General features: G+C 43.7%; 18 protein-coding genes. All 18 read left to right on the top strand.

What is annotated here, in order from left to right; all coding sequences use genetic code 11:
- The first annotated feature begins 19 nt into the window (after positions 1–19).
- The 18 genes from ftsY to topA all read left to right on the top strand — a co-directional run bounded on the left by ftsY (position 20) and on the right by topA (position 16073).
- Positions 20–1024: a signal recognition particle-docking protein FtsY gene (gene ftsY, locus AB5I83_RS15860; protein ID WP_448976586.1), complete on the top strand. Its 1005-nt coding sequence runs from the start codon at positions 20–22 to the stop codon at positions 1022–1024.
- Positions 1025–1124: 100 nt separating this feature from the next.
- Positions 1125–1454, top strand: a complete 330-nt coding sequence (locus tag AB5I83_RS15865) for a putative DNA-binding protein (RefSeq protein WP_448976588.1) — start codon at positions 1125–1127, stop codon at positions 1452–1454.
- A 13-nt stretch (positions 1455–1467) separates the two neighbouring features.
- A complete protein-coding gene (ffh, locus tag AB5I83_RS15870; protein WP_167831773.1) occupies positions 1468–2820 on the top strand; it encodes a signal recognition particle protein in 1353 nt (450 codons plus the stop codon).
- Between the two features lie 109 nt (positions 2821–2929).
- A complete protein-coding gene (gene rpsP, locus AB5I83_RS15875; RefSeq protein ID WP_167831772.1) occupies positions 2930–3202 on the top strand; it encodes a 30S ribosomal protein S16 in 273 nt (90 codons plus the stop codon).
- A gap of 14 nt (positions 3203–3216) precedes the next feature.
- On the top strand, positions 3217–3447 hold the full coding sequence (locus AB5I83_RS15880) for a KH domain-containing protein (RefSeq protein ID WP_023614919.1): 231 nt from the start codon (positions 3217–3219) through the stop codon (positions 3445–3447).
- 176 nt (positions 3448–3623) lie between these two features.
- Complete coding sequence (locus tag AB5I83_RS15885) at positions 3624–4016, top strand: YlqD family protein (protein ID WP_448976591.1); 393 nt, start codon at positions 3624–3626, stop codon at positions 4014–4016.
- 7 nt (positions 4017–4023) lie between these two features.
- Positions 4024–4542 (top strand): ribosome maturation factor RimM, encoded by a 519-nt coding sequence (gene rimM, locus AB5I83_RS15890; RefSeq protein ID WP_167831770.1) that lies wholly within the window; start codon positions 4024–4026, stop codon positions 4540–4542.
- Entirely contained in the window at positions 4542–5282 is a 741-nt protein-coding gene (trmD, locus tag AB5I83_RS15895; RefSeq protein ID WP_448977142.1) for a tRNA (guanosine(37)-N1)-methyltransferase TrmD, read from the top strand. The genes rimM and trmD overlap by 1 nt, the downstream gene beginning before the upstream one ends.
- Before the next feature lie 130 nt (positions 5283–5412).
- Positions 5413–5757 (top strand): 50S ribosomal protein L19, encoded by a 345-nt coding sequence (gene rplS / locus AB5I83_RS15900; RefSeq protein WP_079508409.1) that lies wholly within the window; start codon positions 5413–5415, stop codon positions 5755–5757.
- Between the two features lie 188 nt (positions 5758–5945).
- Positions 5946–6500 (top strand): signal peptidase I, encoded by a 555-nt coding sequence (gene lepB / locus AB5I83_RS15905; RefSeq protein ID WP_448976594.1) that lies wholly within the window; start codon positions 5946–5948, stop codon positions 6498–6500.
- A gap of 55 nt (positions 6501–6555) precedes the next feature.
- Positions 6556–7443: a ribosome biogenesis GTPase YlqF gene (gene ylqF / locus AB5I83_RS15910; RefSeq protein WP_448976596.1), complete on the top strand. Its 888-nt coding sequence runs from the start codon at positions 6556–6558 to the stop codon at positions 7441–7443.
- Positions 7444–7519: 76 nt separating this feature from the next.
- Entirely contained in the window at positions 7520–8290 is a 771-nt protein-coding gene (locus AB5I83_RS15915) for a ribonuclease HII (protein ID WP_448976598.1), read from the top strand.
- A gap of 21 nt (positions 8291–8311) precedes the next feature.
- Positions 8312–10159: a hypothetical protein gene (locus AB5I83_RS15920; protein WP_448976600.1), complete on the top strand. Its 1848-nt coding sequence runs from the start codon at positions 8312–8314 to the stop codon at positions 10157–10159.
- The gene (locus AB5I83_RS15925; protein ID WP_167831765.1) at positions 10156–10440 is read left to right on the top strand and encodes an EscU/YscU/HrcU family type III secretion system export apparatus switch protein; all 285 of its coding nucleotides are present in this window, start codon (positions 10156–10158) and stop codon (positions 10438–10440) included. The genes AB5I83_RS15920 and AB5I83_RS15925 overlap by 4 nt, the downstream gene beginning before the upstream one ends.
- 296 nt (positions 10441–10736) lie before the next feature.
- A complete protein-coding gene (sucC, locus tag AB5I83_RS15930; protein ID WP_167831764.1) occupies positions 10737–11897 on the top strand; it encodes an ADP-forming succinate--CoA ligase subunit beta in 1161 nt (386 codons plus the stop codon).
- A gap of 22 nt (positions 11898–11919) precedes the next feature.
- The gene (gene sucD, locus AB5I83_RS15935) at positions 11920–12822 is read left to right on the top strand and encodes a succinate--CoA ligase subunit alpha (RefSeq protein ID WP_448976602.1); all 903 of its coding nucleotides are present in this window, start codon (positions 11920–11922) and stop codon (positions 12820–12822) included.
- Between the two features lie 62 nt (positions 12823–12884).
- Positions 12885–13739, top strand: coding sequence for a DNA-processing protein DprA (gene dprA / locus AB5I83_RS15940; RefSeq protein ID WP_448976604.1), 855 nt, complete (start codon positions 12885–12887; stop codon positions 13737–13739).
- Between the two features lie 258 nt (positions 13740–13997).
- Positions 13998–16073: a type I DNA topoisomerase gene (gene topA / locus AB5I83_RS15945; protein ID WP_167831761.1), complete on the top strand. Its 2076-nt coding sequence runs from the start codon at positions 13998–14000 to the stop codon at positions 16071–16073.
- The last annotated feature ends 2 nt before the right edge of the window (positions 16074–16075 follow it).

Below are 16075 nucleotides of genomic sequence, written 5' to 3' on the forward strand. Positions count from 1 at the left end.
GTAGGAAGGCGATGGAACCATGAGTTTTTTTAAGAAACTAAAAGAAAAGTTTACGACACAAACTGAAAGTGTCACAGAGAAATTCAAAGATGGTTTGACGAAAACAAGGGATAATTTTTCCAATAAAGTGAATGACCTTGTATCGCGCTATCGTAAAGTTGATGAAGAATTTTTCGAAGAGCTGGAAGAAATTTTGATCCAGGCAGACGTTGGCTTCGAAACGGTAATGGAATTAATCGAAGAGCTGAAAAAAGAGGTCAAACGCCGCAATATCCAGGATACAAAAGAAGTCCAGTCTGTCATCTCCGAGAAGCTCGTTGATATTTATGAGGCCGGATCTGATGATGACTCTTTCGAGCTGAACATCCAGCAAGACGAGTTGACCGTCATTTTGTTCGTTGGAGTCAATGGTGTCGGCAAGACAACAACTATCGGCAAACTGGCCCATAAGTTCAAGTCAGAAGGGAAAAATGTCTTGCTTGCTGCAGGAGATACCTTCCGTGCAGGTGCAATCGAACAACTAGAAGTCTGGGGAGAGCGCGTTGGTGTCGACGTCATCAAGCAGGCTGAAGGTTCTGATCCGGCAGCTGTCATGTATGATGCCGTCCAGTCGGCGAAGTCAAGAAAAGCGGATATCCTGATTTGTGATACTGCCGGCAGATTGCAAAATAAGGTAAACCTTATGAAAGAACTTGAAAAGGTCAAGCGTGTCATTGAACGGGAAGTGCCGGGAGCTCCTCATGAAGTATTGCTAGTGCTTGATGCCACTACTGGCCAGAACGCCTTGATCCAGGCTAAAACTTTTAAAGAAGCGACTGACGTAAGCGGCATCGTCCTTACTAAGCTAGATGGAACAGCAAAGGGCGGTATTGTTCTTGCCATCCGCAATGAGCTGAACATTCCGGTTAAATTTGTGGGCCTTGGTGAAAAAATGGATGACCTGCAGGAATTTGATGCTGAAAGGTATGTATATGGCCTTTTCGCAGACGTGGTCGATAAAGAGGAAACTGAAGAGGAATCGTGATTTACCAACAAATCGCTGTAAAGAACTTTTCTTGACAGGGAAGATGATCGTGTGTAAACTCTTAATGTAAAGGTATTTCACTTAACATGGGGGAATCGAAATGCTTGAGAAAACGAACCGGATGAACTATTTGTATGACTTTTATCAGGCATTGCTGACTCCAAAACAAAGCAGTTATATGGCTCTGTACTATCTTGATGACTATTCGCTCGGAGAGATTGCTGAAGAGTATGATGTTAGCCGGCAGGCTGTATACGACAACATCAAACGCACGGAAGCGATGCTCGAGGAGTATGAAGAAAAGTTGTTGTTGTTCGGAAAATTCCAGAAAAGAAGTGAGCTTATTTCAAAGTTGAAAGAGCGTATCGGGGATGGAGAGAACGATCACGATTTGCATGAAATGATAGCCGAGCTTGAGAAATTAGACTAGGGAGGCGCATGATATGGCATTTGAAGGATTGGCCGACCGACTGCAAAATACGATGCAAAAGATCCGTGGAAAAGGCAAGGTCTCCGAAGCGGATGTAAAAGAAATGATGCGAGAGGTCCGTCTGGCGCTTCTAGAGGCTGACGTTAACTTTAAAGTTGTTAAAGACTTCGTCAAGAAAGTCACTGAAAGGGCAGTTGGCCAGGAGGTTGTAAAAAGCCTGACACCGGGCCAGCAGGTCATTAAAGTCGTTAAAGAAGAACTTACCGAGCTGATGGGCGGAGAGCAAAGCAAGATCGCTGCCGCAAATCGTCCTCCGACTGTCATCATGATGGTCGGTCTTCAAGGTGCTGGTAAAACGACCACCACCGGTAAGCTTGCAAATCTCCTTCGCAAAAAATACAATCGAAAACCGTTGCTTGTAGCGGCGGATATCTATCGTCCAGCTGCCATCAAGCAGCTCGAGACACTCGGCAAGCAATTGAGCATGCCAGTATTCTCGCTGGGAGACCAGGTAAGCCCTGTTGAAATTGCTAAGCAGGCGATTGCCAAGGCGAAGGAAGACCATAATGACTATGTCCTCATCGATACTGCAGGTCGTCTCCATGTGGATGAAAACCTGATGGACGAGCTGAAGCAGATCAAAGAGCTTTCCAAGCCAGACGAGATTTTCCTTGTTGTCGATGCGATGACAGGTCAGGATGCCGTGAATGTCGCACAAAGCTTCAATGAACAGCTTGGCTTGACTGGTGTTGTCCTGACAAAGCTTGACGGTGATACACGTGGCGGTGCAGCCCTATCCATCCGTGCTGTTACCAATACTCCGATCAAATTCGTCGGTCTTGGTGAAAAGCTTGATGCCCTGGAAGCATTCCACCCTGAAAGGATGGCGTCCAGGATCCTGGGTATGGGAGACGTTCTTACCCTGATCGAGAAGGCGCAGGCAAACGTCGATGAAGAAAAGGCGAAAGAGCTTGAGAAAAAAATGCGTACTGCATCCTTTACTCTCGATGACTTCCTGGATCAGCTTGGCCAGGTGAAAAAGATGGGGCCATTGGATGAAATCCTGAAAATGATGCCTGGCGCGAACAAAATCAAGGGCATGAACAATCTTCAAATCGACGAAAAGCAAATCTCGCATGTCGAGGCGATCATCCAGTCAATGACCGCCCATGAAAAAACTCATCCTGAAGTCATCAACGCCAACAGGCGGAAACGGATCGCAAAGGGTAGCGGTACCTCCATCCAGGAAGTAAACCGCCTGCTCAAGCAGTTCGAAGATATGAAAAAGATGATGAAACAGATGACGAACATGCAGCAAAAAGGCAAGAAAAAAGGCGGTTTCAAACTGCCATTCAATCCGTTTTAACTTGTAAATTAAGGTATTTTCAGTCTGTAAAGAAAAAACACTTTACAAGCTGTTTTCTATTTGGTATTATTCTATCTTGTGTGAAACTATTCGGAGGTGCTTATTTAAAATGGCAGTAAAAATTCGTTTAAAGCGTATGGGAGCTAAAAAGTCTCCTTTCTATCGTATTGTAGTAGCTGATTCTCGTTCACCACGTGACGGCCGTTTCATCGAGTCTGTAGGAACTTACAACCCAGTTGCTCAACCAGCAAAGGTTGAACTTAACGAAGAGTTAGTTCTTAAGTGGTTGAATGACGGTGCAAAACCATCTGATACAGTGCGTAACTTGTTCTCTAAGCAAGGTATCATGGAAAAATTCCACAACTCAAAGCTTAGCAAGTAATTGTGGACACGCCCATGAAAGAATTAATTGAGACGATCGTGAAGCCACTTGTTGATTTTCCTGAAGATGTCCATGTAAATGAACATGAAGAGGATCAGCGCGTTACCTATAAGCTTTCCGTCAACAAAAGTGATATGGGCAAAGTTATTGGTAAGCAGGGACGCGTTGCAAAGGCGATTCGAACAGTAGTCTATGCAGCAGGTTCATCACAGCAAAAGAAGATTTTCTTGGAAATCGTCGAATGACAATCATCTGCTCAAGCAGAAGATAGATAACTCTATAAATGATTGTTCTGAATGGGAGGGGTAACCCTCCTTTTTTCTATTTGTAGAAATTAAGGTATAATAGGTACTTGATATATATTTATGATCAATAGTTTAATTATTATTTTTCATCAGCTTGGCTTTAAGGGGGAAATGCTTTGAAGGTACTGCAAACAATCATAGTCAAACAGGTACTGACGGAAGAGAGCAAGGAGAAAATCCACCAAAAATACCACTCCAGAAAGCTTCAGCTGCAGAAGGAATGCGATCAACTGAGATTTGAACTGAAGAAGCTAGAAAAATCAAAGAAGTTTTCGCCTGAAACATTGAAAAAGCATTTTGAACAAGAAATAAAAGTTCATAAAGAAAAAATCAAGCTTCTGGATTTTCAAATAGAACAACTACATATTCTTCCGCTTGGGAGTGAAATTAAAGAAACGGAGCTGCAAGGAATTGTCGACGTTAGTGTTGGCGATCAATGGGATGAGTTTCTTTCAGGAAAGACTATTATTGTGAAAGATGGCATCGTGGCCGAAATACGCGAGAGGTGATTGAGAAATGGAAAAGTATTTTAATGTCGGAAAGATAGTAAATACGCATGGCATCCGCGGCGAAGTTAGAGTGATTTCAAGGACCGACTTTCCAGAGGAACGCTATAAGATAGGGAATACATTATTTTTATTCATGCCAGGTTCAAAGGAACCGGAGGAATTGATAGTGAAAAGCCACAGAGTCCATAAGAATTTTAACCTATTGACATTTGAAGGGTTCGACAATGTCAATCAGGTAGAAAGAATGAGGGATGGCATCCTTAAGGTTCCAGAAACTCAGCGCGGGCATCTAGAGGAAGGCGAGTTTTATTTCCAGGATATCATCGGCTGCAGCATGTTTACAACAGAAGGTGAGGAACTCGGCAAGGTCATCGAAATCTTGACTCCGGGTGCCAATGATGTCTGGGTTGTAAAGGGAAGCAATGGCAAGGAACTCCTGATCCCATATATTGAGGACATCGTGAAAAAAGTGGACGTCAAGGAGAAGGTTATTGAAATTGAGCCGATGGAAGGGCTTCTTTCATGATGAATATCGATGTCCTTTCTATTTTTCCAGAAATGTTTCAGGGCGTATTTGGTCATTCCATCCTGAAAAAAGCTGCTGAAAAAGGAGCGGCACAGTACAATGTTGTCAATTTCAGGGACTTTGCTGATAACAAACATCAGACAGTCGACGACTATCCATATGGCGGCGGTGCTGGCATGGTGTTGAAACCTCAGCCGATTTTCGATGCTGTGACGGATTTGAAAGAGCGAGCAAAAAGCACTTCCCCGAGGGTGATCCTCATGTGCCCTCAGGGTGAACGATATACACAGAAGAAAGCGGAAGAGCTGGCAAAGGAAGAGCATTTGATTTTTATCTGCGGCCATTATGAAGGATATGATGAGCGAATACGGGAGCATGTCATCACCGATGAGATATCCATCGGAGATTATGTCCTGACCGGAGGAGAGCTTGGAGCGATGGTTGTCATCGACAGTGTCGTGCGTCTGCTTCCGGGAGTCCTTGGCAGTGAAGAGTCCCATATCCAGGATTCCTTCAGCACTGGTCTGCTGGAGCACCCTCATTATACAAGACCGGCAGACTTCCGTGGATTGAAGGTCCCGGACGTTCTGGTCTCTGGCAACCATAAGCTGATTGATGAGTGGCGAATGAAAGAAAGCTTAAGAAGAACACTCCAGAGAAGGCCAGACCTTCTTGACGAGGCAGAGCTGACAGAGCAGCAAAAAAAGTGGATTGATGAACTAAGAAAAATGAATGAATAATATTGCAGACAGGTCCGGTTTATGTTAAGATACTTCTTGTGGCTAAAAGCAAACGTGCTATATGCCACTTATAACAATGTTCCGCTGCAATGAAAGTGTGCAAGAGCATTCGTGGGAGGAGTTGAATACGATGCAACAATTAATCGAAGAAATCACAAAAGCACAACTTCGCACTGATCTTCCATCTTTCCGTCCTGGTGACACAGTACGTGTACACGTTAAGGTTGTTGAAGGAACTCGCGAACGTATCCAGTTGTTTGAAGGTGTAGTGATTAAGCGTCGTGGCGGTGGAATCAGCGAAACTTTTACAGTACGTAAAGTTTCTTACGGAGTAGGCGTTGAGCGTACTTTCCCTGTTCACACACCAAAAATTGCGAAGCTTGAAGTTATCCGCCGCGGTAAAGTCCGCCGTGCGAAACTTTACTACCTACGTAACCTGCGTGGTAAGAAAGCTCGTATTAAAGAAATTCGATAAGAATGAATGTCAAAAAGGAGCTTGCCTAGCCAAGCTCCTTTTTCATTCAGATTCTTTTCCAAATATGAGTGTGTAACTATTATTAAATTTATTTAAAAAATCATCGCCCATCGTGTTTATCTTGTCTGACTTATGTAAAATAAAGTTATGTACTCAAACAACATTTATTTTGGAATGGTGGGAAAAGAATGGCCGAGAAAAAGAAGAATGAACTATGGGAATGGACGAAGGCACTTCTGATTGCTGTCGTGCTGGCAGCAGTGATTCGATACTTTTTATTTGCTCCGATCGTGGTGGACGGTTTATCCATGATGCCCACACTCCATGATCAGGACAGGATGATCGTGAATAAGCTTAGCTATAAGGCTGGGGAGCCAAAGAGATTCGATATCATTGTCTTTCATGCACCCGAGAACAAAGATTACATAAAAAGAGTAATCGGCCTTCCAGGCGATAAGATAGAATATAAAAATGATACGCTATATGTCAATGGAAAAGCATATGAAGAACCGTACTTGGAAGAATATAAAAAACAGGTAATTGATGGGCCGCTGACGGATCCATTCACACTGGAAGAGAAGATTGGCAGGGAAACTGTTCCTGAAGGCCATCTTTTCGTTATGGGCGATAATCGCCGTTTCAGCAAGGATAGCCGACACATTGGCACTGTGCCATTTGATGAGGTGCTCGGCAAGACGAGCATCATCTATTGGCCAATTGAGGATATTCGCACAATAGACTAGGAAAGCACTCCAACACGCATACGGGAGATTGCATAACAGATAGGAGGTGGCTGCTTTGACGATCCAATGGTTTCCAGGCCATATGGCAAAGGCTCGCAGAGAGGTCACGGAAAAATTAAAGCTTGTGGATGTCATCTATGAATTGGTGGACGCACGGATACCCTATTCGTCCAGGAACCCAATGATTGACGAAATCATCCAGCACAAACCGAGAATTGTATTGCTGAATAAAGCTGATATGGCAGATAAATCCGTGACCGAACAATGGCTTCGCTACTACCGTGAAAAAGGGATCACTGCGCTGGCGATCAATTCTCAAGCTGGTACCGGCTTAAAGCAAATAGTCCAGGAATCAAAGGTTCTTTTAAAAGACAAATTTGACCGCCTTAAATCAAAAGGAGTCAAGCCGAGAGCAATCAGGGCAATGATTGTCGGAATCCCGAACGCTGGGAAATCGACTTTGATCAACAGGCTTGCCGGCAAGAATATCGCCCAGACCGGGAACAGGCCTGGTGTGACTAAGTCGCAGCAATGGATCAAAGTTGGCAAAGAATTAGAACTCCTCGATACACCGGGAATCCTTTGGCCGAAGTTTGAGGACCAGCAAGTAGGAACAAAGCTTGCAGTTACAGGGGCAATCAAAGATACGATCCTCAATCTTCAAGATCTGGCTGTATATGCTTTGAGATTCTTGGAAAAGCATTATCCAGAACGGCTGCAGGAGAGATACAAGCTTTCCGAACTCCCAGAGGAGATTGTAGAGCTATTTGATCAAATCGGCGATTTCCGCGGCTGCAGAATGCATGGTGGATACGTAGACTATGATAAAGTCGCAGAGCTTGTAATTAGGGAGATTCGGACTGAAAAGCTAGGTCCGCTATCTTTTGAACGTCCAGAGGATTTAGCATCCCTGGATGAAATAGAAGGCGACACACAAAAATAAAGGTCCTGAGCTCAGGGCCTTTATTTTTGATTTCAAATGCCGATACATAATAAAGAAGTATTTTAGGAGAAAATCGATGGAAAAATACACAATTAGTGAAATTGAACAGCAGCTTTTCGGGAAAGAGGAAGTAGACAAAGAAATTTTGAAAGTCTTTAAAAAAGACATCCGCAAAGGCGTGCAAAAACTCGTTTTGAAATGGGAAAGGAAGGAAGCACAAAAAAAACTAGTCCATGAGCAATTCGTGAACATGACTTCCTTTGAAAAGAAATGCCGGTCTGAAGGTTTCCAGAATATAGCGGGGATAGATGAAGCTGGCCGAGGTCCGCTTGCTGGTCCGGTTGTGGCAGCAGCCGTCATTCTGCCGGAGAACTTTTATCTTCCAGGTCTAAATGATTCTAAAAAACTGACAGAATCAAAAAGGGATGAATATTTTGAGATTATCATGGCAGAAGCCGTTGGTGTTGGAGTCGGAATAATCAGTGCTGCGGAAATAGATGAAATAAATATTCTTCAGGCCAGCAAAAAAGCGATGCTTACTGCTGTTAACGAATTAGGAATCACACCCGACTATCTTCTGATAGATGCCGTCAAGCTGGACACACCTTATCCGTTTGAAGCGCTGATCAAAGGGGATTCCAGAAGCATCTCCATCGCGGCAGCTTCCATTATTGCCAAGGTGACGAGGGATAGGCTGATGAAAGAACATAGTTTGGAATATCCCCAATATGGATTCGGGGCAAATATGGGGTATGGAACTCCTGAACACTTGAAGGCCCTTAGAGAGCAGGGTGTGACAGAGCATCACAGGAAGACTTTCGCTCCGGTAAGAGAGAGTATTGAGTAGAACTGGTAAAGCAGGTGAACCATGGAAACAGGAGCGTTGCAGGGTTTATTTAACCAAAAAACCACACAGCAAATAAAAACAGCTGAATTTAGGCCAGGACAAATCATCAACGGCAAGATCATAAAGCTGTACCCTGAGCAAGTAGCTGAAGTGCAAATCGGCAATCAGAAAATGATTGCTCAATTAGAGGCGCCGTTGTCAGCAAATGAGCGCTATTGGTTCCAGGTGCAGCCTGGAGAAGGAAAAGTCCATTTAAAGGTGGTTGGCAAAGGTGCTGAGGATAAAGGGCAGCCGGCGAGCCTCGCCAAAATACTTGGGGAATTTTCTATGCAGCCTACAAAGGAAAACATGGATCTGGTTCGCTTTTTTATCAAAGAGCAGCTTCCGGTCAACCGTGAACTGCTAAAGCTTGCATCAGAGTGGTTAAGTATGGTAGATTCCCGCAGCGCTGGTCAGGATGCTTTAAAAATGATATTGACTAGAGGCATTCCGGTTACACAGGCAGCGTTTGAGGCACTCTATACTGCCACAAAAGAACCATCTTTGCTCCTGTTGATGGAAAAGCTTGAAAAGGCATTAGATCCGGTATCAGATTCCGCTGTAGGGATAAGCCTTAAAAAACTATTGAATGAGATGATCCCAGCCAATAAAACAGCTGCTTCTGAAACCGCGCTGAATCATCTGGCATCGATGTGGCTTAAGAGGGACGGAAAGGAAAGTCAGGCGGCATTGGAGCTGCTTAAACAGTTTGGCGCAATACCACCAAAAAACAGCGAGAGCATCCTTTTGCAACAGATGTTTGCTAGGCTGTTGCACTACAGTACAACCGGAGAAGAAATGCCTGAAGGGCTGAATTCTGTCAAAAATATCATAACACTTGTAGATAATGGTGATTTTGCTGCGGCCAGGCAGATGATCACAAGCTTGATTCCTGCAAAGCCACTAGCTGCTAATGAGCTGATAGAGTCACTTAAATTTCTAGTCAACCGACCACCAGCCAAAGAAGCGGACGTGCAGCAGGGACTGCATGCATTCAAACAGTTAATGTCAGTGACGGGTGATGGCGAGTCCCTTTCCGGCCTTCTCGCGGGGAAGGAAACGTGGCGACAGGCTGGTATGGACCTTTTAAAAGCTGTGAGTCAGCATCAGTTATCAGGCCTGCAGGCGCAGCTTTTATCAGAAGCAGTGGTAAAGGCAGAACAGCCGGCTCCGCTGCAAGAAACCGGTGCTACATTGCTCACTGATGCAAAAATAAAAAGATTCCTATCAGCTCTTGGACTGTCTTACGAACACCAGCTAGGCGAAGTATTAAAAGATGGTGAGATTGGCAAGGCACCAGTTACGGAGTCAGTGAAATCTATGGTGCTGCGCCTATTGAACGAGAATCCGCCTCCAGCTGTCAAAGAAGCTTCGGAGCTGCTTTTGAACAAACTCACCGGGTTCCAGCTCCTCTCGCAGGAAGCAGGCCCGATTCAGCAGCTTGTTGTGCAGATTCCATTTGTACTAGGTGGAAAAACGAATGAACTTACGATGCAATGGAGCGGGAAGAAAACCGAGGATGGAAAGATTGACGCTGATTTTTGCCGAGTACTCTTTTACCTTAAACTTGAACATCTAAATGATCTAATCGTTGATATGCAAGTTCAGAATCGTATTCTGAGCGTCCAGATTTTCAACGAAAATACGGTTCTGAAAAAAATGGCTGAGCAATTGACGCCAGTGTTGAAATCAAAATTAGCTGAAATCAATTATCAGCTGTCTTCCGTTCACTTCCATCTCCCCGGACAATCCCAGTCTGGGAAGAACCAGCGCGTCCTGTCAGATCTATATAGCCAAAAAGAATATAGCGGAGTGGATATCAAAATATGAAACCACCAAAGCATACAAGGAAATCAGCAGTTGCCCTGGGGTATAATGCGGGAAGTATGGACGCTCCTAAAGTGATGGCAAAGGGAAAAGGTCTTTTGGCTGAACAAATCATTGAAAAAGCCAAGGATCATGATATTCCCATCCAGGAAGACCCATCACTTGTTGAAGTGTTGAGCCAGCTTGAACTGAATGAACGGATACCAGAGGAACTATATCAAGCAGTAGCCGAAGTATTTTCCTTTGTCTACCATTTGGATCAACAAGCAGGAAGACAAAAATAATATTTTCACAAACCCAATTTGATATAGTTTTTTTTAGTGTAACTTTCATAGAAAAAGCCGGGGAATGCAGTCGTCCCGGCTTTTTGTGTGGGTGGGTATTTATATCGATATTTTTTTGCAATATTTAAAATGGGGAAATATTTAAATCATAATGGTAGACAATCAATATTTCATTATATAAAATGAAAGCGCAGTCTATTTTTTAAAAATTTAAATGAATTATATTTTCTACTTAGGAAAGTGTATTTTCAGGGTTCTGGAGATACGGGTTTTCCTAATAGATAGGAGGATGGGAAATGAATGTCCATGAGTATCAAGGAAAAGAAATCCTCAGAAAATATGGGGTAAAAGTACCGAATGGGAAGGTTGCTTTTACAGTTGATGAAGCTGTTGAAGCAGCTAAAGAGCTTGGGTCATCGGTAGTTGTTGTAAAAGCTCAAATCCATGCTGGCGGAAGGGGTAAAGCCGGCGGTGTCAAGGTTGCTAAGAACCTTGATGAAGTACGTACATATGCTTCTGAGATCTTAGGCAAGACACTGGTCACTCACCAGACTGGTCCAGAAGGCAAGGAAGTAAAACGCCTGTTGATTGAGGAAGGCTGTGACATCAAGAAGGAGTACTATGTAGGCCTTGTGCTTGACCGTGCTACTTCACGCGTTGTTCTTATGGCTTCTGAAGAAGGCGGAACGGAAATTGAAGAAGTTGCGGAAGCGACTCCTGAAAAAATCTTCAAAGAAGAAATCGATCCTGTAGTTGGTCTTATGCCATACCAGGCTCGCCGTATCGCATTCAATATCAACATCCCTAAGGAACTGGTCAACCAGGCTGTAAAGTTCATGATGGGCTTATATAACGCTTATGTCGAAAAGGATTGTTCAATCGCTGAAATCAACCCATTGGTTGTGACTGGTGACGGACAGGTAATGGCACTTGACGCTAAATTGAACTTCGATTCAAACGCGCTATACCGCCAGAAGGATATCCTTGAGTACCGCGACCTTGAAGAAGAAGATCCAAAGGAAATCGAAGCATCGAAGTATGACCTCAGCTATATTTCTCTAGATGGAAACATCGGCTGCATGGTTAACGGTGCAGGTCTTGCGATGGCAACTATGGACATCGTTAAGCATTACGGCGGAGACCCTGCAAACTTCCTTGATGTTGGGGGCGGCGCAACTGCTGAGAAAGTAACGGAAGCATTCAAAATCATCCTTTCAGATCCAAACGTAAAAGGAATCTTTGTTAATATCTTCGGCGGCATCATGAAGTGTGATGTAATCGCTACTGGTGTAGTGGAAGCTGCCAAGCAGGTTGGACTTGAAGTTCCGCTTGTTGTTCGCCTTGAAGGTACGAACGTTGATCTTGGAAAACAGATTCTTAATGAGTCTGGCTTGAATATCATTGCTGCTGAATCAATGGCAGACGGCGCTGAAAAAATCGTTTCATTAGTTAAGTAGGATCGAAAGGAGAGAATTTGACGTGAGCGTATTCATTAATAAAGATACAAAGGTCATTGTTCAAGGGATTACGGGTTCTACTGCCCTTTTCCACACAAAACAAATGCTTGAATATGGTACAAAAATTGTTGGAGGAACATCTCCAGGCAAAGGCGGTACAGAAGTTGAAGGCGTGCCTGTATTCAATACTGTACAAGAAGCTGTTGAAGCAACAGGTGCTAATGCGTCTGTAATCTACGTGCCGGCTCCATTCGCGGCAGATGCGATTGTGGAAGCTGTTGATGCAGAGCTTGATTTGGCAATCTGTATCACTGAGCATATCCCTGTGTTGGATATGGTAAAGGTGAAGCGTTACATGGAAGGCAGGAAGACTCGCCTTGTAGGACCTAACTGCCCGGGTGTCATCACTCCTGAAGAGTGCAAGATTGGAATCATGCCTGGATATATCCATACAAAAGGCCATGTCGGCGTTGTATCACGTTCTGGAACGTTGACTTATGAAGCAGTACACCAATTAACACAAGCTGGAATCGGCCAGTCTACTGCTGTAGGGATTGGCGGAGACCCAGTTAACGGAACAAACTTCATCGATGTCCTGAAGGCATTCAATGAAGATCCGGAAACGTATGCGGTCATCATGATCGGTGAAATCGGCGGAACGGCTGAGGAAGAAGCAGCTGAGTGGGTTAAGGCAAACATGACGAAACCTGTTGTCGGCTTCATCGGCGGAAGAACTGCACCTCCTGGAAAGCGCATGGGCCACGCTGGTGCGATCATTTCAGGCGGTAAGGGTACAGCAGATGAAAAGATCCGCGTAATGAACGAGTGCGGCATCCAGGTTGCTGAAACTCCATCCGTAATGGGTGAAACGCTAATCAAGGTTTTGAAGGAACAAGACCTGTACGATCAGTGCAAAACACACTAAAATATTCAATCAGACAGTCCCTCTTGAAAGAGGGGCTGTTTATTAATCCCAGGGGGAAGTATATGGATGGATTGAAAAAGAAACTAATCCAGCTTGTCCATAGCAAAAATGCGAGTTGGAAAGCTATTTATACTGCACTTAAAGCAAGTACGGCATTAACTGAACCAGAAACTGCATTGTATTCCTCTATTAATCCTCGGGTGCAGCAACTCATCAGAGACCATCAATTTATTCCCATCGACAAACTTCTCAACGACTATGCCTCTAAGAATATTCATTTGATCACTTTTTTTGATGACAATTATCCAATCGAGCTTAAGACAATCTATCAGCCTCCCTGGATTCTCTTTGCCAAAGGAGATATATCTCTGTTAAGGAACACAAAGAACCTTGCAGTTGTTGGTTCCAGGAATGCCTCATCATACGGCATAAAGGCGATTGACTATTTATTTCCTTCATTAATAGAGAAGAATGTACAAATTGTAAGTGGGCTAGCAAAAGGCATCGATGCCCATGCCCATAAAGCAGCCATCAAGTTGGGCGGGAAAACAATTGGTGTCATTGCTGGCGGGTTTAACAATCTCTATCCTAAGGAAAATATGAAATTGGCAGAGTACATGATGGAAAAACATCTCGTATTATCAGAGTATCCACCAGCGACTATGCCGGCAAAGTGGCAATTTCCGATGCGAAACAGGATTATCAGCGGTCTTTCACAGGGTACACTCGTCATAGAAGCGAAAAAAAAGAGCGGTTCATTGATCACGGCAGATTTTGCATTGAATGAAGGCAGGGATGTATTTGCCGTCCCCGGCAGTATATTGACTCCTGATTCCGATGGAGTCCATTATTTAATCCAGCAAGGAGCGAAACTAATCAAAAGTTCCGAGGATATTTTAGAGGAACTTGGTATGTAATGTGAAATAATCGTATAAAATGCTTAGAAAAAGTTAAAAAAGTTTCGGAAATATACTTTTTTACTAAGATATTTTTATATCTGAATGAAAAATACATCAAAAAGGTTGAAATAATTTTCAATCTGTTATACATTTTGCATCAGGTATTTTAAAATTTATTAATGACTTGAAATCGTTTACTTTAAAGGTTAATTTGACAATATTAAGGTATGTTGATAATAATGAATGTAATTTTATACCTCTAAGGAGGACAATTGGATGTCAGATTTTTTAGTCATCGTTGAATCGCCTGCAAAGGCTAAAACGATTGAGCGTTACCTTGGAAAAAAATATAAAGTGAAAGCCTCTATGGGGCATTTGATAGATTTGCCTAAGAGTCAGATGGGAATTGATACGAAGAATAATTTTAACCCTAAGTACATCACCATCAGGGGTAAAGGGCCTGTACTTAAGGAATTGAAAACGGCTGCTAAAAAGGCAAAGAAAGTCTATCTCGCGGCTGACCCCGACAGAGAAGGGGAAGCGATTGCCTGGCATCTTGCGAAAAGTCTTGATGTGGATGTCCATTCAGATTGCAGGGTTGTATTCAATGAGATAACAAAGGATGCTATCAAGGAATCTTTCAAACACCCCCGCGCGATCAATATGGATCTCGTAGATGCCCAGCAGGCACGCCGTGCTCTGGACAGACTAGTAGGTTACAATATCAGTCCGCTACTGTGGAAGAAGGTCAAGAAGGGGCTGAGTGCAGGGCGAGTACAATCAGTTGCTTTAAGGATGATCATTGATCGTGAAAAGGAAATCGCTGCATTTGTTCCAGAAGAATATTGGACAATCGGTGCTGAATTCTTGAAAGGAAAAAGTGCATTTGAAGCTTCTTTTTACGGAATTGGCAAAGAAAAAGCTGAGTTGAAGTCTGAAGAAGATGTTAAAAACATCCTTAAGCAGGTGAAGGGAAATAAATTCACTGTTGCGTCAGTGACGAAGAAAGAACGCAGGCGCAACCCTGCACCGCCTTTCATTACTTCTTCCTTGCAACAGGAAGCAGCCCGAAAGCTCAACTTCAGAGCCAAAAAAACGATGATGCTTGCCCAACAGCTTTATGAAGGGATCGATCTTGGGAAAGAAGGCACAGTCGGTTTAATTACGTATATGAGAACCGACTCTACCAGAATCTCTGAAGTGGCACAAGGGGAAGCAAAAGAATACATCACAAATGAGTATGGAGAAAAATTCATCCAGACAGAGGCCAGGAAAGAGAAGAAACAGTCCAATGCTCAAGATGCTCATGAAGCAATCCGGCCTACCAGTACAATGAAGGTTCCTGAAACGATAAAGGAATTTCTCTCAAGGGATCAATACAGGCTATATAAACTCATTTGGGAACGCTTCGTCGCTAGCCAGATGGCTCCAGCAATCATGGATACAATGAGTGTGGATTTGAAAAACGGAGAGGTTACTTTCCGGGCAACAGGTTCAAAGGTCAAGTTCCCAGGGTTCATGAAGGTTTATGTAGAAGGTTCGGATGACCAGGTGGAAGAAAAGGATAAGTTCCTTCCTGACTTGAAGGAAGGTGACGAGGTCACGAAGAAAGACATCGAACCGAAGCAGCACTTTACACAGCCCCCTCCAAGATATACAGAAGCGAGGCTTGTCAGGACGCTGGAGGAGATGGGGATTGGCCGCCCATCAACATATGCGCCAACCTTGGATACAATCCAAAAGAGAGGATATGTATCTCTTGATAATAAGCGTTTTGTGCCTACAGAGCTGGGAGAAGTAATCCATGAGCTGATGATCGAATTCTTCCCGGAAATCCTTGACCTCGAGTTCACTGCGAAGATGGAGCAGAACCTAGATAATATTGAGGACGGAAAAATTAATTGGGTCAAAGTCATTGACGAATTTTACCGAGACTTTGAGAAGAATCTTGAAGTAGCGGAAAAGGAAATGCAAGAAATCGAAATCAAGGACGAACCTGCCGGAGAAGATTGTGATCAATGCGGTTCACCTATGGTCTTTAAGATGGGCCGGTACGGCAAATTCATGGCCTGCAGCAATTTTCCTGAATGCCGAAACACGAAGGCGATCGTTAAGGAAATTGGTGTCAAATGTCCTAAGTGTGAAGAAGGCAATATCATTGAGCGCAAAAGTAAGAAACGCCGGATATTCTACGGATGCGACCGTTTCCCTGAGTGTGACTTCTTATCATGGGATAAACCGCTTGCACGTAAATGCCCTAAATGCGAAAATATGCTAGTAGAAAAGAAGCTCAAAAAGGGTGTTCAGGTTCAGTGTACGGAATGCGACTATAAAGAGGAACCACAAAGCTAGAG

This window comes from Mesobacillus sp. LC4 (genome assembly GCF_053543455.1).